Source organism: Frigidibacter sp. SD6-1, assembly GCF_030143255.1.
Lineage (GTDB): Bacteria > Pseudomonadota > Alphaproteobacteria > Rhodobacterales > Rhodobacteraceae > TMP-24.
Genome location: NZ_JARJNR010000001.1, coordinates 649,506 through 669,126, shown reverse-complemented (window position 1 = coordinate 669,126; position 19,621 = coordinate 649,506). Strand labels below are relative to the sequence as shown.

The window sequence follows — 19,621 nt, the reverse complement described above, 5'->3', positions numbered from 1 at the left end:
GGGCGGATCACTCCGCCTCTTCCTCCGCGCCCTCGCCCGCGACATGGGCGACCGACACCACTTCCTCATCCGCGCCGGTGTCGAAGACCTTCACCCCGCCCGCCGAGCGCGAGCGGAAGGAAATCCCCTCGACCGGGCAGCGGATCGACTGGCCCGTGGAGGTGACGAGCATCACCTGATCGTCGCCCTCTACCGGGAAGCAGGCGATGAGCCGCCCGCCGCGCGAGCCCTGGCTGATTGCCTTCACCCCCTGGCCGCCGCGCCCGCGCACCGGATAATCGTGCGAGGAGGAAAGCTTGCCGAGGCCCGAGGCGGTGACGGTCAGGATCAGATCCTCGGCCGCCGACATTTCGGCATAGCGTTCGGGCGACAGCTGGCCGCCTTCGACCGCCTCTTCCTCGTCATCCTCGACCTCATCCTCCAAAGCCCCCGCCATCAGGCGGCGCTGTTTGAGATAGGCCGCGCGTTCGGCCGGGTCGGCCTCGAAGTGGCGGATGACCGACATCGAGACGACAGAGTCACCGGCCGCCAGTCGGATGCCGCGCACCCCGGTCGAATCGCGCCCCTTGAAGACACGCACCTCGGTCGTCGGGAAGCGGATCGCGCGACCCATCTCTGTCACAAGCATCACATCGTCATTTTCGTCGCAGATGCGCGCATTCACGAGGCTCACGCCTTCGGGCAACTTCATCGCGATCTTGCCGTTGCGCATGACATTGGTGAAATCCGAAAGCGCATTGCGGCGCACGTCGCCTTCGGAAGTAGCGAAGAAAATCTGCAGATCGTCCCACTCCTCCTCCGGCACGTCCACGGGCATGATCGCGGCGATTGTCACGCCCTGCACGATCGGCAGGATATTGACGATCGCCTTGCCCTTGGCATTGCGCCCAGCGAGCGGCAGGCGCCAGGTCTTCAGCTTGTAGACCATGCCATCGGTGGTGAAGAACAGAAGCTGGGTATGGGTGTTCGCGACGAAAAGCGATGTGACCACATCGTCTTCCTTGGTCTGCATCGAGGCAAGGCCCTTGCCGCCCCGGCGCTGCGCGCGGAATTCGGCGAGCGGCGTGCGCTTGATATAGCCTCCGCTGGTGATGGTGACGACCATATCCTCGCGCTCGATCAGGTCCTCGTCTTCCAGATCGCCCGCCCAATCGACGATCTCGGTACGGCGCGGCTCGGCGAAGGCGGCGCGCACCTCGCGAAGCTCGTTGCCGATGATCTCCATGATCCGCTCGCGCGAGCCGAGGATGGCGAGGTAGTCCTTGATCTTGGCTGCCAGTTCTTCCAGCTCGTCCGTCACTTCCTTGACGCCGATCGCCGTCAGGCGCTGCAGGCGCAAGTCGAGGATGGCACGGGCCTGGGTTTCCGACAGATTGTAGGTCCCGTCCTCGTTCATCTTGTGGGTCGGATCGTCGATCAGCCGGATATAGGGCGCGATGTCATGGGCGGGCCAGCGCCGGGTCATCAGCCGTTCGCGCGCTTCGGCCGGGTCGGCGGAGGAGCGGATGGTCTGCACCACCTCGTCGACGTTCGAGACGGCCACGGCCAGACCGCACAGGATATGGCTGCGCTCGCGGGCCTTCTTCAGCTCGAACGCGGTGCGGCGCGCGACAACCTCCTCGCGGAAGCTGATGAAATTGGTGAGGAAATCCCTCAGCGTCAGCTGCTCCGGCCGTCCGCCGTTCAGGGCCAGCATGTTGCAGCCGAACGAGGTCTGCAGCGGCGTGAAGCGGAAAAGCTGGTTCAGCACCACCTCTGCCGTCGCATCGCGTTTCAGTTCGACGACGACCCGCACGCCGACGCGGTCAGATTCGTCCTGCACATGGGCGATGCCCTCGATCTTCTTGTCGCGCACCAGTTCCGCGATCTTTTCGATCATCGTGGCCTTGTTCACCTGATAGGGGATCTCGTCGACGACGATGGCGAAGCGGTCCTTGCGGATCTCCTCGACCCGGGTCTTGGCGCGGATGATCACCGAACCGCGACCCTCCAGATAGGCCTTGCGCGCGCCCGACCGGCCGAGGATCAGCCCGCCCGTCGGGAAATCCGGCGCGGGGATGATCTCCATCAGCGCTTCCATGGACAGATCGGGGTTCTCGATCAGCGCGAGCGTGCCGTCGATGACCTCGCCGAGGTTATGGGGCGGTATGTTCGTCGCCATGCCGACGGCGATGCCACCCGCGCCATTGACCAGCATGTTCGGGAAGCGGGCCGGCAGAACGGTCGGCTCGCGGTCCTTGCCGTCGTAATTGTCCTGAAAGTCGACCGTCTCCTTCTCGATATCATCGAGAAGCGAGGCTGCCACCTTCTCCATCCGGACCTCGGTATAGCGCATGGCGGCGGCGTTATCGCCGTCCATCGAGCCGAAGTTGCCCTGCCCGTCCAGAAGCGGCACGGACATGGAAAAATCCTGCGCCATCCGCACCAGCGCATCATAGATCGCCGCATCGCCATGGGGGTGATATTTCCCCATCACGTCGCCTACCGGACGCGCCGACTTGCGGTAGGGCTTGTCGTGGGTATTGCCCGTCTCGTACATCGCATAAAGGATGCGGCGGTGCACCGGCTTCAGCCCGTCGCGCAGGTCGGGGATCGCGCGGCTTACGATCACGCTCATCGCGTAATCGAGATAGGCGGTCTTCATCTCCTCCTCGATGGCGACCGAGGGCCCGGCATGGAACATGCGGGGATGAGAATCTTCAGCGTTTTCAGGAACTTCCGGTTCGTCGGTCACGTGACTGCCCAGGCCTTTTTATTGACTAGATATTGTTGTCCGGCACTATACTTCATCCCATCTCTGGGGTGCAAGGCGCGCGGGCGCGCGCGAGGCGCCATCCTGCCGGATTCCTGTCAAGGTTTTGATTTTATTTGAAAGTAACCTTCGGCAATTATCCTTTCGGAAAAGCGCGCGAAGGAGGGTTCGATGCGTGCAGCGGGACCGGCGGCGGAAACCGAACTGATGCTCAGGGGCTACGGCCTGACCACGGCAGAGCTTTTCTACCGAATGCCGGACCATCGCCATGTGCTCAACAGCTTCATCTGGCAGGAATATGATCTGGCGCCCGACTATCCGGAACTCTTCCAGTTCATCGAATTCTGGCAGGAAAAGATCGAAGGGCCCTTGCATTCCGTGCGCTTCACCCATCGCAAGCTGATCCGCCCCGGCGACTGGCGGAATGTCACGGGCGAGTTCTACCTGAACTGATGCCGGTTACCCCGCCTCCGGCGCCATCAGCTCCACCTCTGCCCCGTCCCGCAGCGCCGTGTAGAAACAGGTCCGCCGGTCGGTATGGCAGGCCGGACCAGTCTGTTCGACCAGCACAAGCAGGCAATCGCGGTCGCAATCGAGGCGCATCTCGACCAGTTTCTGGACATGGCCGGAACTTTCGCCCTTCACCCAGAAGGACTGGCGCGAGCGCGACCAATAGGTGACGCGGCCGGTCTGAAGCGTGCGCGCGACCGCGTCCGCGTTCATCCAGGCCAGCATCAAGACCTCGCCCGACGCGTGATCCTGCGCGATCACCGGCAGAAGCCCGGCCGCATCGTAGCGAAGTGTGGTCGCGTCAAATTGCATCTTGGTCTCGTTGATTTCCCGGTGGCGGTCTCTATCTTTAGGGCCAAACCACGGGCGGGGCAAATGAGCGAAACCGATCTCATCAAACTCTATTCGCAGCGCATCCTGGCACTGGCCGCCGACATTCCCCATGCCGAGCGGCTCGACCTCCCCGACGCGACCGCCATGCGCCGCTCGCCTCTCTGCGGCTCCACCGTCACCGTCGATCTGTCGCTGAAGGACGGACGCATCACGCGTTTCGGACAGGATGTGAAGGCCTGCGCGCTTGGCCAGGCTTCGGCGGCGATCGCCGGGGCAGAAATGATCGGGCGAAGCGAGGCCGAGGTCCTGAAGGCCCGCGACGAGTTGAAGGCGATGCTGAAGGAGAACGGCCCCATCCCGTCCCCTCCCTTCGACGGCTACGAGGTGCTGACACCCGCCCGCGACTATGCCAATCGCCACGCCTCGATCCTGCTGGTGCTGGAGGCAACCGCCGACGCCTTATCGAAAACCCACTGATCCACTTTCTGTCCCGAAATACTCCGGGAGGGTGCGGGAGGGCGGCGCCCTCCCGCTCTTCATGAAAAAAACCGCCGTGTCCCGACGGGGACACGGCGGCAGTCTGCGGTTACCGGGGACAGGGCCGACTGGGGATCGACCCGGGGGTATCACTGCGGGACAGGCAGACCCACGGAAAGACCGCTTGGGCAGGGTCAGATCAGGTCAGGCAGATGAAGGCCGACGATCAGCATGGCGACCAGCGAGACGAGGCCCGCCGCATCCACCAGCATGGTTCCGTGAGAGCGGGAAAAGGCGGCTTTCAGGTCTCGCATCGGTTCCTCCATCCTTGTTGCTCTTTTGTTCTCACATAGATCGACCGGTGTAAAGAACTTTTTAAGAACATTCGCGAACAAACCTTAACCGACGGCGATCAGGCGGATCGCCTCGTCCTTGCCCATCAGCCACAGAAGCACCCGCGCCGCCTGCCCGCGCGGGCCGGTCAGGCCCGGATCGGTCGCCAGAAGCGCCCGCGCATCGCTTTGCGCCACCGCCATCAGCCAAGCCTGCCGGTCAAGATCGGCGATGCGGAAACGCGGCAGGCCGGATTGCGCCGTACCCACCAGGTCGCCCGCGCCGCGCATCGCCAGATCCTCCTCGGCGATGCGGAACCCGTCCTCGCTTTCGCGGAGTATCTGCAAGCGTCGCTCCGCCGCCTCGGACAGCGGCGGCTGATACATCATCAGGCAAGTCGATTCGGCCGCCCCCCGCCCGACCCGTCCGCGCAGCTGGTGCAGCTGGGCCAGCCCGAAAGTCTCTGCCCGCTCGATCACCATGATCGAGGCATTGGGCACGTTCACACCCACCTCGATCACCGTCGTCGCCACCAGAACCTTGGTGCGCCCCGCAACGAAATCGGCCATCGCGGCGTCCTTGTCGGCGGGCGCCATCTGGCCGTGGACGAGGCCGACGAGCCCCTCGCCCAATGTCGCCCGAAGCGTCTTGAACCGATCCTCGGCCGCGATCAGGTCGACCAGCTCGCTTTCCTCGACCAGCGGGCAGACCCAATAGGCCTGCCGCCCCTCCGCCACCGCCTGCCTCAGATGCGCCACCACCTCCTCATAACGGCCCGAGGAAATGAGTGCCGTCTTCACCGGCGTCCGCCCGGGCGGCTTTTCATCCAGGATCGAGACATCCATGTCGCCATATTGCGCCAGTGCCAGCGACCGCGGGATCGGCGTCGCCGTCATCACCAGAACGTCCGCCGCGATACCTTTGGCGCCCAGTTCCTTGCGCTGCTCGACCCCGAACCTGTGCTGTTCGTCGATGATCGCCAGGCGCAGGTCGTGAAAGTCCACATCCTTTTGAAAAACCGCATGCGTGCCGACCAGCACCTGCAGATCGCCGGACGCGAGCGCCTTCAGCTTCGCCGCCCGCTCCGTCCCCCGGTCGCGGCCCGACAGGATATCCAGCGCGACGCCCGCGCTGTCCGCAAGCGGTTTCAGCCCGTCGAAATGCTGGCGCGCTAGAATTTCCGTGGGGGCCATCATCACCCCCTGCCCGCCCGCCTCGACCGCGTTCAGAAGCGCCATGAAGGCCACAAGCGTCTTGCCCGATCCGACATCGCCCTGCAGCAGTCGGCTCATCCGCTTGTCGGCGCCCATGTCGGCAGCGATCTCGGCAATCGCCCGCTCCTGCGCCGCCGTCGGCTTGTAGGGCAACGCCTCCCTCACCCTCTTCTGCAACCGCCCGTCCCCGGCCGATGCCCGCCCCTTTCCGCGCCGAAAGGCGGTGCGGGCGAGCGACAGCGTCAACTGATGGGCGAACATCTCGTCATAGGCGAGCCGCTGCCGCGCCGGGGCCTCGGGCGCGCAATCAGCGGCTGCTTTCGGCTGATGGGCGGCCTCAAGCGCTGCCTGCCAGCCCGGCCAGCCCTCGCGCGCCAGAAGCGCGGGGTCTATCCATTCGGCCAAGGCTGGCGCGCGCGCCAGCGCCCCCGCCGCCGCGCGCGCCATCTGTTTTTGCGTGACGCCCGCAGTCAAAGGATAGACCGGCTCAAATTCCGCCAGATCGCGCGCCTCCTCGGGGCGCAGGATATGGTCAGGGTGGACCATCTGCGCCAGCCCGTCGAAGATCTCGACCTTGCCCGAGACAATCCGCCGCTGGCCGGTCGGCAGCTGCTTGGCGAGATAGTCGCCCTTCAGATGGAAGAAGACGAGCTGGAATTCTGTGCCTGCATCCCGAACGAAGACCCTGACCGGCCCGCCCTTGCGGCGCGCGGGCACATGCGCGCCGACCTCGACCTCGACCGTCACGGTCGCGGGCAGCGCCACATCGCGGATCGAGGCGCGCAGCCGCCGGTCGATGACCGCATAGGGCAAGGTGAAGAGGAAATCCCTCGGCCGTTCGATCCCGAGAGCGGGCAGAAGTTTCGCGGCCTTGGGCCCGATCCCCTCGAGCGTCTCGATATCCGCAAACAGCGGAAAGAGGACGGATGGGCGGCTCATCCGCCGATCAGCCTCAGCCAGGCGTCCTCGTCAATCGTCTCGATCCCCAGCCGCTCCGCTTCCTTGGCCTTCGACCCCGCCCCCGGCCCCGCGACCAGGAGATCGGTCTTGGCGCTGACCGATCCGGCGACCTTGGCCCCCAGCGCCTCGGCCCGGGCCTTCGCCTCGGCCCGTGTCATCCTTTCGAGCGTCCCGGTGAAGACCACGGTCTTGCCCGCGACCGGGCTGCCGTCGGTGACCCGGCGCGCCACCTCCTGAATGTCGAGCAGGGCGGCAAGCCGGTCGATGGACGCGCGCTCGGCCTCCTGATGAAAGGCGTTCACCACCGAGGCCGCCAGCACATCACCAACCCCGTCGATCGCGGTCAGTGCCTGCCAGTCCGGCCCCTCGCCGATCCGCGCCCCGGTCATCGCCGCCTCGAACGCCTCCCAGGTCCCGTAATTCCGCGCCAGAAGGTTCGCTGCACTTTCACCGACATGGCGGATGCCAAGGGCGAAGATCACGCGGTTGAGCGGGATCGCCCGCCGCTCCTCGATGGCAGCAAAGAGATTCGCGGCCGAGCGTTCCCCGAACCCGTCGCGGTTTCTCAGTTTCGTCAGATTCGCCGCATCGCGGGCGGCAAGGGTGAATATGTCGGCGGGCTCTCGGATCGGCAGCTGATCGTCGGCAAAGAACATCTCGATCTGCTTGGCCCCCAGCCCTTCGATATCGAAGGCGCCGCGCGAGACGAAATGCTTCAGCTTCTCGACCGCCTGCGCCGGGCAGATGAGGCCACCGGTGCAGCGGCGCACCGCGTCCCCCTCCTCCCGCACCGCGTCCGAACCGCATTCGGGGCAGCGGTGCGGAAACACATAAGGTTCCGCGCCCTCGGGCCGCTGCGACAGATCGACATCGGCGATCTTCGGGATCACATCGCCCGCACGGTAGACCTGCACCCAGTCGCCCACCCTTATATCCTTGCCCTCGCGGATCGGGTTGCCCTTGGCATCGCGCCCGGCGATGTAATCCTCGTTGTGCAGCGTCGCGTTCGAAACGACGACCCCGCCCACCGTCACCGGCTTCAGCCGCGCCACCGGCGAGAGCGCCCCGGTGCGACCGACCTGAATGTCGATCGCCTCAAGCCGCGTCCAGGCGAGTTCGGCGGGGAACTTGTGGGCGATCGCCCAGCGCGGCGTGGTGGAGCGGAAGCCGAGCCGCGCCTGCAGAGCCAGATCATCGACCTTGTAGACCACGCCGTCGATATCATAGCCCAGGGTCGCACGCGCCTGCTCGATCTCGCGATAGGCTGCCATCATCTCGGCCAGCGAGTGGCAGGTCCTCGTCCTCGGATTGGTCTGAAACCCGAGCGAGGCCAGCCGTTCGACCGCGCCCGCTTGTGTCGCGGCCAGCGGCTCTGACAATGCGCCCCAGCCGTAGGCGAAGAAGCGCAGCGGGCGAGCGGCGGTGATCCCCGCGTCGAGCTGGCGCAAGGATCCCGCCGCCGCATTTCGCGGATTGGCGAAGGTCTTCTCCCCCGCCGCCGCCTGACGCGCGTTCAGCGCGGCAAAATCGGCGTGGCTCATGTAGACCTCGCCCCTCACCTCAAGCAGCTCTGGCGCCCCTGTAAGCCGCCCGGGGATGTCGGCAATGGTGCGGGCATTGTCGGTGACATTCTCGCCCACCGCCCCGTCGCCGCGCGTCGCGGCCTGCACCAGCCTACCATTCTCATAGCGCAAGGAAAGAGACAGCCCGTCGATCTTCGGCTCCGCCGTGACGACAAGCTCACCATCCGCCCCGAGGTTCAGGAATGACCGGACGCGATCGACGAAATCGGCGGCATCCTCCTCCGAGAACGCATTCTCGAGCGACAGCATCCGCACGGCATGGCTGACCTTGGCGAAAGTCTCCGACGGCGCGGCGCCGACCTCGCCCGTCGGGCTCTGCGCCGCCAGATCGGGAAAACGCGCCTCGATGGCGCGAAGCCTGGCCTTCAGCGCATCATAGGCCGCATCCGAGATTTCCGGCGCATCCTCGGCATGATAGGCGCGGTCGGCGCGGCGAACCTCTTCGGCGGTCCGCGCCCAGTCGGCCCGTGCCTCCGCCTCCGTCATGCGCTCTACCGCCCGTTCCGCCATGGTTTCCTCCCGCCTTGTCCCACTGTTAGGATCAAGCCGCCGCCTGGTCCAGCCCCTGCCCAGTCTCTCCCGGCAAACCAGACCGGCGCCCTGGCGACATGGGCATGGAGGCCGTAGCGGGCGCCTGTCGCGCAAGCCAGCGCGACCGATCCGTCCTTGTTACCCCGCGATCGATGCCAAACGACAGTCACAGCTAGCCGAATGGATAGCGCGCGGTCTGATTGGTCAGGCATTTATCCCTAAGGAAAAATGACTTGGCCCCGGTCAGCGCGCATTCTCATCCCATCAAACATGGTGCGAACGTCGGAGACAAAAATGGCGCAACTTCTTGAGAAAGCCCGCCTCGGCCGCCTCGCCGCACTTGGAAAGCTGCAGGGCAGGAAGCGGCGCGTCCTCACCAGGGCCCGTGTGCGCGCGTCGGCCGATGACCGGCGCTATCCGACTGGCTGTGTCATTGCTATGAAGGTGCTCAGATGATCATGGGTTCGGTTCTCGCAGGTTCGGTCGTGGGTATGGTCGCCGGCGCGATCTGTCTCCTGTTCGGGCAAGGTTTTCTGGTGGCAGTGGGTGCCTACTCTCTCGCGGGAACCGCGGGCCTGATCGGCCATGCCACCTTTGCTGCCTGCCTGCGCGAAGTGAACGCGTGGCGCGCGGACTGTGACCGAGGGGCAAGCGCCCGCAACCCGACATAAAACACGCGCGAGGCATTGAAACATCGGTTCGGGAGCCGGTCTTCGGCCAGCGCGCAGCGGCCCGACATGCCGACAGGCGCCCGTCGCGATCCATGATCTCGGGGCGCGTCACACGCGAGGATGGATCTTGGGCGTCAGGCCCGGGGACGGACGTCCGACCCGAGATCGTGGTGCGATCGATGCAACGGATCGGTTCTCGCTTTTCCCGCAGCCAAGACCTGGCCGTTCTGCCGCGAGGCGGGCTGGTTGGCCCGTTTGATCCCTGGCCATAGCGAGCGGTCCACGCTACGTCGTGCACGGGACATGGGCGGCCCCCGACGCCTAGGGAACCGCCCTTTGCCTCGGCTGGTGCCTGCCGCCGTGCTGAACCGCTCCGATCTCTCAGGCGCCGACGGCGACCCGCCGGTCCATGTCATGCGGATGGGGCTCGCGCAGCACATAGCCCCGCCCCCAAACCGTCTCGATATAATTCTCGCCTCCCGTGGCCTCGGCGAGCTTCTTTCTGAGCTTGCAGATGAACACGTCGATGATCTTCAGTTCCGGCTCGTCCATGCCGCCATAGAGGTGGTTTAGGAACATCTCCTTGGTGAGCGTCGTGCCCTTGCGCAGGCTCAGAAGCTCCAGCATCTGATATTCCTTGCCGGTCAGATGCACCGGCAGCCCGTCGACATCCACGGTCTTGGCATCGAGGTTCACATTGATATGGCCGGTGCGGATGATCGACTGGGCGTGACCTTTCGAGCGGCGGATGATCGCATGGATGCGCGCCACCAGTTCCTCCCGGTGGAAAGGCTTGGTCAGATAATCGTCGGCGCCGAAGCCGAAGCCGCGGATCTTGTTTTCCGTGTCGTCGGCGCCCGACAGAATCAGGATGGGCGTGGCGATCTTCGACAGGCGGAGCTGGCGCAGAACCTCGTGCCCGTTCATGTCGGGCAGGTTCAGATCGAGAAGGATCAGATCGTAGTCATAAAGCTTTGCGAGATCGATCCCTTCCTCGCCCAGATCGGTACAATAGACGTTCAGGTTCGCATGCGTCAGCATCAATTCGATGCTGCGGGAAGTGGTGGGATCGTCTTCTACCAGCAAAATTCTCATGCGCCGCACTCCGCGTTAAAGCCTTCATTACCTTAACCATGGGCATAAATGGTTAATCACACGTTACCGACGCATTCAAATATGAAAATGCAACCTAAAGTTGGCGATACTTTTGCAAGGCCGTGACCTTCAGGGCTTTTTCGCCATATTGCTCCACCGCGACGCGCCAGAGATCGAATTCCTCTTCCGACAGCCCGTAACGGTCGAGCGCCTCTTTCAGCGGCAACAGGCCGTACTGGACCGCGCGCACCACGCGCGCCTTGCGGCTTGCCACCCAGCGCCTTGTCTCGGACGGCGGCAGGTCGGCGCGCGTCATCACCGTTCCATCCGGCAGCGTCACGGCCCTTGGACCGTCGATCTTCTTTAGAAACATTGGGCACCCCCTGAAAACCAGCTCTTCACCGGCAACAAGCCTCCCAAAGCTCGCTTAATGACGGGTGAAACCCGGCCTTGTGAGTGTTTCGAATTTTCCTATATTCCGTCGGACCCTGATGAGCGTTCCGATGAAAGACCTGCCGCTGAATTCCCTGGGCTTTGCGAAGGCCCCCGCCGATACCCGTGTCGTCGTCGCCATGTCGGGCGGCGTCGACAGTTCGGTGGTGGCCGCGATGCTGAAGGACGAGGGTTACGATGTGGTGGGCGTGACGCTGCAGCTTTACGACCATGGCGCGGCGCTGGCCAAGAAGGGCGCCTGCTGTGCGGGTCAGGATATTCATGATGCCCGCCGCGTCGCCGAGGCCATGGGCTTTCCCCACTATGTGCTCGATTACGAGAACATGTTCCGCGAGGCGGTGATCGAGGAATTCGCAGATGCCTATCTGGCGGGGGCGACGCCGGTGCCCTGCATCCGCTGCAACGAACGGGTCAAGTTCAAGGACCTCCTCGCCACCGCGAAGGAGCTTGATGCAGACTGCATGGCGACCGGCCATTATATCCAGCGCAAGATGGGGGCCGTGGGGCCGGAACTGCATTGCGCCGCCGATGCCAATCGCGACCAGTCCTATTTTCTCTTCTCGACGACGCCCGAGCAGCTTTCCTTCCTGCGTTTCCCGCTCGGGCACCTCGCCTCGAAGGCCGAGACGCGCGCACTGGCCGCGAAATACGGGCTGTCGGTCGCCGACAAGCCCGACAGCCAGGACATCTGCTTCGTGCCGAACGGCAATTATGCGTCGGTGATCGAGAAACTGCGCCCCGGCGCCGCCGACCCGGGCGAGATCGTGCATCTCGACGGGCGCGTGATGGGCGAGCATCGCGGCGTGATCCATTACACGATCGGCCAGCGCCGCGGCCTGGGCGTCGGCGGCACGGGCGACCCGCTCTATGTGGTGCGGCTCGATCCCGACAGCCGGCGGGTGATCGTCGGTCCGAAAGAGGCGCTGGCGACCCGGGTGGTGCCGGTGCGCGAGGTGAACTGGCTGGGCGGTCAGCCCTTCGACAGTGCCGCCGAATGGCAGGTCGCCGTCAAGATCCGCTCGACCCGTCCGCCCCGGCCGGCGGTGATCCGGCCGTTGTCGGCGACCGAGGCGGAGGTCGAGCTTCTCGACCCCGAGGACGGGGTGAGCCCCGGCCAGGCCTGCGTCTTCTATCAGACCGGGCCCGCCGGTCCGACTGGCCGCATCCTCGGCGGCGGCTGGATCTGGAAGGGCCGCTGATATCGTCGCCTTCGGCGCCGACCCGTGCGAGAGGGGCGCTGCCCCTCTCGCGCTCTCCCCGGAGTATTTCAGGACAGAAAGTGGAGCAAGGGACGGCTTGATCCTGACGTTTGCCTCGGCCATGCTTGCAATGCTCGACAGATCAGAGGCCCCGTCTTGCCGTCATAAAGTCCGGTCTTAGCGCTTCACCCGTGCGACGGCGCGCCGCGCCGTCGGTTCGCTCATGCGTTCGGGGGCAAGTGGACTGAGACCGGATCGGCCCGTGCCTCTCCTCGCGCGCCTCTTCATTTCGGGCCGCGACCCTCCTCTGCCGCCGCCGACCGTGCCTTGGGACCATAGAGGCCCCCGGACTTTCCCCGGAAAGATCCGTCCCATGGCCCATGCCGCCCGCATCCTCTGGACCCTTCACCCCGCCGATACCCCCTGCCCCCGGCGTCATTGCCCGGGTTGCGGCACCGCCCGCGCCTTCCGATCCTCGGGCCGCATCCGGCTGAATGCGAATGGTCGTCGGCTGGATGCCTGGCTCATCTACCGCTGCACCATCTGCGAGCGGACCTGGAACCGGCCGATCTTCGAACGGATGGCGCGGGATAAGGTGCCTGCCACGATGATCGCCGCCTGCGAAATGAGCGATCCACATCTTGTGGCGCGGCTTGAGCGCGATATGACGGCGCTCGGCAAGTTAAGCGGGCGTATCGAGGGCGGTCTGCCATTGGTGGCGAAGCGATGCGACGTCGCCGCCGGAGCTGCCACGAGCGGGGCGCGGGTGCGGATCGTCGGCGCGGCCAAAGCCCCGTGCCGACTCGACCGGCTCCTTGCGCGCGAACTTGGCTTGTCGCGGGCGGGCGTCGCGTCCCTTGTCGGCGCGGGTGTGCTGGCGCTTGAAGGGTCACCGCAGAAGGCGATGGTGCGCCAGATCGTTGGAGATATCGTGCTTCTGGTGCGACCGTCCGGCCTGCCGGAGGTCGAAGGGGCCGCGCTGTTGGCGGCACTCGGGCCTCAGCCGGGCTGAGACAGGCGGGCGAGGACCGACCTTGCCGCGCGCAGGCCCGGAGGCTCGGTGCCGCGGCCGAGGCGGTCCATCGTCACCTCCATCGCCGCTTGTTGTGTTTCGCGCGCCGTCTCGTCGCGCAAGAGGGTGCCAAGCGCCCCGGCGATCGGGCCGGGGCGGCAGGCGGGGCCGAGGAATTCGGGGATCGCGCGGGTTTCGGCGACGATGTTGACCAAGGTCACCGTGTCGATCAGCGCCGCGCGTTTCATCATCCACCAGGTGAGCCGGTTGAAGTCATGCGCGATGACCATAGGAACGCGGTTCGCAGCCAGTTCGAGACTGACGGTGCCGGAGGCCGCGAGCGCCAGGTCGGCGGCGGCGAAGGCGGCGCGTTTGTCGGCCGCATCGGTCAGGACCAGCGGCGGGGTCCGCCAGCGCGCGGCGGCGTCGCCGACGAGGCCTGCCACGCCCCGGACCGTGGGGATGGCGACGCGCAGGCCGGGATGGCCTGCTTGCAGCCGCTCAAGCGCCTGCTCGAACCGCGGCATAAGGCGCGTGACCTCGCCTTTGCGGCTGCCCGGCAGGCAGAGGAGGAGCGGCTGGCCTTCGTCGATGGAGTGGGCATCGCGGAAGGCGCGTGCCTCGGCCTCGGTCGCGCGCGGCATCGAGACGACCGGGTGGCCGACGAAATCGCATGTCATGCCCGCCGCTTCCATATAGGGCGGCTCGAACGGGAAAAGTGCCAGCACATGGTCGATGAGCGGTGCCATCTTTGCCGCGCGCCCCGGGCGCCAGGCCCAGACGGTGGGGGCGACGTAATGGATGGTGCGCTGACCCGGATGTGCCTCGCGCACCAGCCTGGCGACACGCAGCGAGAAATCCGGGCTGTCGATGGTGATCAGCGCATCCGGTTCGGCCGCCGTCACGGCGGCGGCGGTCTCGGCGATGCGGGCCTTCAGGAACCGGTATTTCGGCAGAACTTCCAGAAGGCCCATGACCGCAAGGTCTTCCATCGGGAAAAGGCTCTCCAGCCCCTCGGCTGCCATCAAGGGCCCGCCCACGCCCTCGAACCTCACATCGAGACACAAGGCCTTCAGCCCCGCCATCAGCGCGGCACCGAGCGCGTCGCCCGAGGCCTCTCCGGCGGTGAGGAACAGTTTCATGGCGCCCGCGACCAGAGGAATAGACCCGCCGCCTCCGCCGCGGCGACGGTCGCGGCGCGGTCGAGGAGGATGGCGCCGCCCGCCTCCCAGGCGATGCCGTTCAGCCCGGCGGCATGGGCGCGGGCCACGGTCTCGGGGCCGATGGCGGGCAGATCGACGCGGCGGTCCTGCCCGGGTTTCGGCGCTTTGTAGAGAAGGCCCGCGCGCGGGAAGGGATGATGGCGGGCGGTGAAGTCGAGCATCGCGTCTGTGCCGGGCAGGGTCTCGACCGCAAGGCAGAGGCCGCGCGCCAGAACCGCCCCCTGCCCGATGTCGAGCGCGCCGGTGGCGGTGACAATCTCAGCCGCGCGCGCCGCGTCCGTCCGGTCTTGCTCCGAGGGCTGGCCGGTCAGAATGCCTGCGCCCGGGACGAGATCGGGGGCGATCTGATCGGCGCCGACGACGGAAAGATCCCATTCCTCGAAGATCGCGATCACCGCGCGGAGCGCGGCATCATCGCCGGACTGGATGGCACCCAGGAGACGAGGCACCAGCGTTGCGGTCTGCGCGTCGAACAGCTCCGGCTCGATCTTCGGGCGGCGGACCGCGCCCGCGAAACAGACGCGGGTCACGCCGGCCGCGGTGAGATGGTCAAGGAAGGGCACCAGCCTCTCGATGCGGAAGCGCAATGGTTCGACACCGTCGATGGAGGCTGGAAAGCCATCCATCTCTGCGATCAGAAGATCCTCGCCCCGGGCACGAAATCCGGCGGCGAGCAGGGCAGGCAACTGCCCCTGACCGGCGATGAGCGCGGTCTTCGTCATCTGGGCGCGAGGAAGGAACGGTCAGAGGGGCCGAGGATGAAGTCCAGCACTTCGCGGACATAGTCATTGTCGGTGCCTTCGTTCGCCCGCTCGCGCGCGCTGTCGCGGAAGGACCCGTGCCCGAGGTCGCCCAGGAGGTCGCGCAGCGCGAGGATGTCGGCCTTGCCCGCGCCACGCCGCTTCAGCCCGACAAGGTTCAGCCCGTCCAGGACGCCGCGCGGCCCCTGTACCAGACCATGCGGGATCACGTCGGCGGTGACCATCGTCACCGCGCCGATCATCGCGCCGCGCCCGATGCGGACGAACTGATGCACGCCCGACAGGCCGCCGACGATCACGTCATCTTCCAGAATGCAGTGCCCGGCAATGGCGACATTGTTCACCAGAATCACCCGGTCGCCGATCTGGCAATCGTGCGCCACATGGGAATTGGCCATGAAAAGCCCGTCGTCGCCGATGCGCGTCACGCCGCCGCCGCCATCGGTACCGGGGTTCATCGTCACCCCCTCGCGGATTCGGTTGCGGGCGCCGATCACAAGGCGCGTAGGCTCGCCCCGGAATTTCAGGTCCTGCGGCGCATGGCCGAGCGAGGCGAAGGGATAGACGACCGTGCCTTCGCCGATCTCGGTCAGCCCCTCGATCACCACATGCGACTTCAGCTCCACCCCCGGCCCGAGTGTCACCTCCGGCCCGATGACGCAGAAGGGGCCGATGAGGCAGCCCGGGCCGATCCCGGCCTCCGGGGCGATGACCGCCGACGGGTGGACGGTGGCTGTGGGGTCAATCGCCATGAAAGCTCAGTCCCGAAGGTCCATCATCGCGGCAATATCGGCCTCGGCGGCGATCTGGCCGTCGACCATGCCCTTGCCGTGGAACTTCCAGATCTTGCCGCCGCCGCGCTTGACCGTCATGTGCAGTTCCAGAACGTCACCCGGCACCACCATGCGGCGGAACTTGCAGGCGTCGATCGACAGGAAATAGGTCAGAAGATCGCGCCCGACCACATCCATCGAAATGCCGACGAGAACGGCCGCCGCCTGCGCCATCGCCTCGATGATCGTGACGCCGGGCATGATCGGCTTGGCCGGGAAATGGCCCTGGAAATGCGGTTCGTTGAAGGTGACGTTCTTGATGCCGACACAGCTGACGTTCGGGACGATGTCCCTGACCTTGTCGATCAGAAGGAACGGATAGCGATGCGGAATGATCCGCTGGATCAGATGGATATCCGCCTCGGTCACTGTGGTGCTGGTCATGAAAATCGTCCCCCGGGCAGTGTGCCTCTTCGGGCCTTGCTAGCAACATGGGGGAAGGCTGGCAAGCGCGCGCGCCTCACGGCGCTGTAACAGTCCCGGTTCCGTCGCCAAGCTCCGCGTCCGCCGCGGCGATCACCTCATCGGTGATGTCGATGGAGCGGACCGACATGAAGACCGCGCGATTGTCGAGAATGGCAAAGGCGCCCTGAGCCTCCATCACCTTGCCCATGACCGGCAGGACCGCGTCGAAGAATTCCTTGCGGGCCGTATCATGCCGCGCGGTCAGGTCGCGCAGCTTGGTGTCCTGTGCCTTGCGAATTCCTGTCACCTTCTCGTCGAAAGCGTCCGCGAGCTTGCGGAACTCGGCCGCCGGCAAGGTCGGGCGGCGGTCCGTCAGGTCCTTTTCCTCGGCAGTCAGCGCCGCTTCGATCCTGCGGTTTTCCGCCTGCAGCTCGCGTGAATCCTTGTCGATCTCGGCCAGCGCGCGCTTTCCCCAGGCAGACTGTGTGAAGAGCCGCTCCTGATCGACGGTCACCACCGGGCTCTTTAGCCGGGCCTCCTGCGCGCTGGCGGGCATCGCGCCCGCCACAAGCGCGAGGCCCGCAAGACCGGCGAGCGCGGCACGCATCAGAACTGCGTGGAAATGGTGAAGTCGAAGGTCTGCTCCTTGTCGTAGCTTTCCTTCTGGATCGCCCGCGAGAAGTTGAAGCGCAGCGGCCCGAGCGTCGAATCCCACAGGATCGAGACACCGACAGCCGACCTCAGATGCAGTCCGTCATCGACACCTCCGGGGCTGTCGAGCCCCCAGACCGAGCCGATATCGGCGAAGACGCCGCCGCTGATGCCATATTCCTCGGGCAGGCCGAGCGGGAATTCGGCGTCAAGGCGCAGTGCCGCGAACATGTTGCCGCCGAGCGCATCCTGGTTCGTCACGCTCAGATCGCGCGGGCCGATGCCGTTGGCCTCGAAGCCCCTGATCTTGCCGTTGCCGGTGAAACGATCAACGAGGCGCGTATCTGCGCTGCGCGACACGACGGCGCCCGCCTCAAACTCGGCGCGCAGGGTCACTTCTTCGTTGAAGACCTTCTTCTGGTACTTCGCCAGACCGGTCGTAGTGATCGATTCGATATCGCCGCCCACCCCCGCGAAATCCTGCCCGAAGGTCAGCAGAAGCCGCGATGTAGGATCGGTCTCGGACCGTTCCGTATCGAAGCTGAGCGTATAGCCAAGCGCGCTTGTTACTTCCGAGCCACGCGCCTCTTCCGCTTTCAGGATCGAAGAGGAATTGGTATCCACCTTGAAGATTTCGTCGCTCGACACCGAATAGCGAAGCTCCAGCCTCGTCCGGTCTGCCAGCGGGAATTCAAGCGACGGCGAGAAACCGAGGCGCTTGGTCGAATAGCGCGAATTCGAATTCTCCGACGTCCGGTACCAGGCAGAAAGCTTCAGCTTCAGATCGCGGTCGAGAAGGCTCGGCTCGATGAAGGTGATGCCGCTGTCCTTCTGGTCGGCGGTCGTGCCGATCTTCACATTCACATACTGGCCGCGGCCAAGGAAGTTCGCCTCGGTCAGGCCGATATTGAAGCCAAGCCCGTCGCTGACGGAATAGGAGGCGCCGAAGTTCAAGGACCCGGTGGGCTTTTCCTCGACATTCACGTCGACGATGACCTGATCCTCGGACGAGCCGCCGCGCGCATTGACCTGGGCATCCTTGAAATAGCCAAGCGCCCGGACCCGTTCCGCGCTCTGGCGGATTTCGCGCGGGCTGAAGGGGTCGCCTTCGACTGTGCGGAACTGGCGCCGCACAACCTTGTCGAGCGTCGTCGCATTGCCCTCGATATCGATCCGTTCGACGAAGACCTTGGGCCCCTTGGTCAGGACGAAGGTGACATCGAGCGTCTGGGACGCTTCGTCGCGGGTGATGCGCGGCTCGACCGAGAGGAAATTCAACCCCTTCTTCACCGCCAGATTCTCGAGCCGGGTGATCGTGGTGTCGATCGCGGTCGGCGAATAGGCCACGCCCTTGCGGATGCGCACCAGCTTGTCGAACTCGGTCGCGTCCACACCCTCGACCTCGCTCACCACGCGGATATCGTCGAAGGAATATTTCAGGCCCTCGCGGATCGCGAAGGTCAGGAAGAAGCCGTCGCGCTCGGTCGAGAATTCCGACGAGACGCTGGTGACGGACGCATCGATATAGCCGCGCGAGCGGTAGAAATCGACTAGAAGCTGCTTGTCCACATCCACCCGGTCGGCCACGAACGTGTCGCGCTGGATGATCTGTCGGAAGATGCCCGCCTGCTTGGTTTCCAGAACCTGCCGCAGACGCCGGTCCGAGAAGGCGCGGTTGCCGGTGAAGGACAGCCGCTCGACCTCGGTCACCTTGCCTTCGCGAATCTCGAAGACGAGGTCGACCTTGTTGTCACCGCGGTCGATCACCCGCGGCTCGATCCGCGCGGCAAGCCGTCCGGTCTCGGTATAGGCTTCGATCAGCGCCTGGGCATCCGCCTCGGCCTGAGCGGCCGAATAGACCCGGCGCGACTGCGACTTGATGACCTTGGCGAGGTCCTCGTCCTTGATCTTCTTGTTGCCCTCGAAATTGATGATGTTGATCGTCGGGTTCTCGACCACGCGGATGATCAGCGTGCCGCCCGAGGGGATCACGTCGACCGAGGCGAAGAGGCCGGAATCGTTCAGGCGCTGGACCACATCGTTCAGGGCGCCGTCGCTGATCGACTGGCCCTTCGGCACGGCGGCGAAGGAAAGAATCGTCGCCGGATCGATCAGCGCGTTCCCCTCGATTCGGACGTCCGAGAACGTGTAGCTCGCCGCCGAGGCTGGCAGGCCCGCGGCGGTCAGGAAAAGCACGGTGCAAAGGGCTGTGCGGCTCAGAAGCCCGACCTGACGTCTCATCATTTTCCCCGCCGGTGAAATCAGTTTTTTACGGTTCCTGACTAGCGGGATTGGGGGGGCTTGTCAAAGGAACGGCGCGGCAACCCGAACGAGTGCCGCGCCGTTGTGCAGAAGCGGAAACCGGCAGGGAGAAGGCGCCGGTCCCGACCGTCAGAAGAAGGTGGGCGAGAGAGGAACCTCGGCATTGAGGATCCGGTATATGACCCCCGTCGCCAGAAGCAGGCTCATCCCGATCGCAAGCGGCACGAGCAGACGGTCCGCAACCAGATCCACCATGAGGCTCAGGCCCCTGTAGTCCCGCGAAATCGTTTGCATCGCCACCTCCGCCACGACGGTCTTGCCACAATTCTATCGGCGGATTGTGTCCGGATTGCGGCGGGATCG

19 protein-coding genes are annotated in these 19,621 nt (G+C 65.3%); 6 read left to right on the top strand and 13 right to left on the bottom strand.

The genetic code is table 11. From position 1 onward, the window contains the following. Positions 1 to 7: 7 nt before the first annotated feature. Positions 8 to 2,734: a DNA gyrase subunit A gene (gene gyrA / locus P0645_RS03240; RefSeq protein WP_502854190.1), complete on the bottom strand. Its 2,727-nt coding sequence runs from the start codon at positions 2,732 to 2,734 to the stop codon at positions 8 to 10. Between the two features lie 189 nt (positions 2,735 to 2,923). On the opposite strand from gyrA, the gene P0645_RS03235 reads away from it, so the two are divergent. Beyond that, positions 2,924 to 3,205: an usg protein gene (locus P0645_RS03235; protein ID WP_284163118.1), complete on the top strand. Its 282-nt coding sequence runs from the start codon at positions 2,924 to 2,926 to the stop codon at positions 3,203 to 3,205. 6 nt (positions 3,206 to 3,211) lie between these two features. Here P0645_RS03235 and hisI read toward each other — a convergent pair whose 3' ends face one another. Beyond that, positions 3,212 to 3,574, bottom strand: coding sequence for a phosphoribosyl-AMP cyclohydrolase (gene hisI / locus P0645_RS03230; RefSeq protein ID WP_284163117.1), 363 nt, complete (start codon positions 3,572 to 3,574; stop codon positions 3,212 to 3,214). Between the two features lie 63 nt (positions 3,575 to 3,637). Here hisI and P0645_RS03225 point away from each other — a divergent pair, with 63 nt between their 5' ends. Further along, positions 3,638 to 4,072, top strand: coding sequence for an iron-sulfur cluster assembly scaffold protein (locus P0645_RS03225; RefSeq protein ID WP_284163116.1), 435 nt, complete (start codon positions 3,638 to 3,640; stop codon positions 4,070 to 4,072). A 398-nt stretch (positions 4,073 to 4,470) separates the two neighbouring features. Here P0645_RS03225 and recG read toward each other — a convergent pair whose 3' ends face one another. Together recG and ligA are read right to left on the bottom strand one after the other, a co-directional pair. After that, the gene (gene recG, locus P0645_RS03220; RefSeq protein WP_284163115.1) at positions 4,471 to 6,558 is read right to left on the bottom strand and encodes an ATP-dependent DNA helicase RecG; all 2,088 of its coding nucleotides are present in this window, start codon (positions 6,556 to 6,558) and stop codon (positions 4,471 to 4,473) included. Then, a complete protein-coding gene (ligA, locus tag P0645_RS03215; protein WP_284163114.1) occupies positions 6,555 to 8,672 on the bottom strand; it encodes an NAD-dependent DNA ligase LigA in 2,118 nt (705 codons plus the stop codon). The genes recG and ligA overlap by 4 nt, the downstream gene beginning before the upstream one ends. 315 nt (positions 8,673 to 8,987) lie before the next feature. On the opposite strand from ligA, the gene P0645_RS03210 reads away from it, so the two are divergent. Together P0645_RS03210 and P0645_RS03205 are read left to right on the top strand one after the other, a co-directional pair. Next, on the top strand, positions 8,988 to 9,149 hold the full coding sequence (locus P0645_RS03210; protein WP_284163113.1) for a hypothetical protein: 162 nt from the start codon (positions 8,988 to 8,990) through the stop codon (positions 9,147 to 9,149). Beyond that, complete coding sequence (locus P0645_RS03205) at positions 9,146 to 9,364, top strand: hypothetical protein (protein ID WP_284163112.1); 219 nt, start codon at positions 9,146 to 9,148, stop codon at positions 9,362 to 9,364. The genes P0645_RS03210 and P0645_RS03205 overlap by 4 nt, the downstream gene beginning before the upstream one ends. A 381-nt stretch (positions 9,365 to 9,745) precedes the next feature. Here P0645_RS03205 and ctrA read toward each other — a convergent pair whose 3' ends face one another. Together ctrA and sciP are read right to left on the bottom strand one after the other, a co-directional pair. Further along, on the bottom strand, positions 9,746 to 10,459 hold the full coding sequence (gene ctrA, locus P0645_RS03200) for a response regulator transcription factor CtrA (protein WP_284163111.1): 714 nt from the start codon (positions 10,457 to 10,459) through the stop codon (positions 9,746 to 9,748). A gap of 94 nt (positions 10,460 to 10,553) precedes the next feature. Beyond that, complete coding sequence (gene sciP / locus P0645_RS03195; protein WP_284163110.1) at positions 10,554 to 10,832, bottom strand: CtrA inhibitor SciP; 279 nt, start codon at positions 10,830 to 10,832, stop codon at positions 10,554 to 10,556. A gap of 130 nt (positions 10,833 to 10,962) precedes the next feature. On the opposite strand from sciP, the gene mnmA reads away from it, so the two are divergent. Both mnmA and P0645_RS03185 read left to right on the top strand, forming a co-directional pair. Further along, positions 10,963 to 12,111: a tRNA 2-thiouridine(34) synthase MnmA gene (gene mnmA / locus P0645_RS03190; protein ID WP_284163109.1), complete on the top strand. Its 1,149-nt coding sequence runs from the start codon at positions 10,963 to 10,965 to the stop codon at positions 12,109 to 12,111. Positions 12,112 to 12,484: 373 nt separating this feature from the next. Further along, the gene (locus P0645_RS03185; protein WP_284163108.1) at positions 12,485 to 13,123 is read left to right on the top strand and encodes a DUF1062 domain-containing protein; all 639 of its coding nucleotides are present in this window, start codon (positions 12,485 to 12,487) and stop codon (positions 13,121 to 13,123) included. Here the strand turns inward: P0645_RS03185 and lpxB are convergent. The 7 genes from lpxB to P0645_RS03150 all read right to left on the bottom strand — a co-directional run bounded on the left by lpxB (position 13,111) and on the right by P0645_RS03150 (position 19,552). After that, complete coding sequence (gene lpxB / locus P0645_RS03180; protein WP_284163107.1) at positions 13,111 to 14,265, bottom strand: lipid-A-disaccharide synthase; 1,155 nt, start codon at positions 14,263 to 14,265, stop codon at positions 13,111 to 13,113. The genes P0645_RS03185 and lpxB overlap by 13 nt on opposite strands. Then, positions 14,262 to 15,068, bottom strand: a complete 807-nt coding sequence (locus P0645_RS03175; protein WP_284163106.1) for an LpxI family protein — start codon at positions 15,066 to 15,068, stop codon at positions 14,262 to 14,264. The genes lpxB and P0645_RS03175 overlap by 4 nt, the downstream gene beginning before the upstream one ends. Beyond that, a complete protein-coding gene (gene lpxA, locus P0645_RS03170; RefSeq protein WP_284163105.1) occupies positions 15,065 to 15,859 on the bottom strand; it encodes an acyl-ACP--UDP-N-acetylglucosamine O-acyltransferase in 795 nt (264 codons plus the stop codon). The genes P0645_RS03175 and lpxA overlap by 4 nt, the downstream gene beginning before the upstream one ends. Before the next feature lie 6 nt (positions 15,860 to 15,865). Beyond that, positions 15,866 to 16,324 (bottom strand): 3-hydroxyacyl-ACP dehydratase FabZ, encoded by a 459-nt coding sequence (gene fabZ / locus P0645_RS03165; RefSeq protein ID WP_284163104.1) that lies wholly within the window; start codon positions 16,322 to 16,324, stop codon positions 15,866 to 15,868. A 76-nt stretch (positions 16,325 to 16,400) separates the two neighbouring features. Next, positions 16,401 to 16,952 (bottom strand): OmpH/Skp family outer membrane protein, encoded by a 552-nt coding sequence (locus P0645_RS03160; RefSeq protein ID WP_284163103.1) that lies wholly within the window; start codon positions 16,950 to 16,952, stop codon positions 16,401 to 16,403. Then, positions 16,952 to 19,240, bottom strand: a complete 2,289-nt coding sequence (gene bamA, locus P0645_RS03155; RefSeq protein WP_502854191.1) for an outer membrane protein assembly factor BamA — start codon at positions 19,238 to 19,240, stop codon at positions 16,952 to 16,954. The genes P0645_RS03160 and bamA overlap by 1 nt, the downstream gene beginning before the upstream one ends. 147 nt (positions 19,241 to 19,387) lie before the next feature. Next, on the bottom strand, positions 19,388 to 19,552 hold the full coding sequence (locus P0645_RS03150; RefSeq protein WP_284163101.1) for a hypothetical protein: 165 nt from the start codon (positions 19,550 to 19,552) through the stop codon (positions 19,388 to 19,390). Between the last annotated feature and the right edge of the window lie 69 nt (positions 19,553 to 19,621).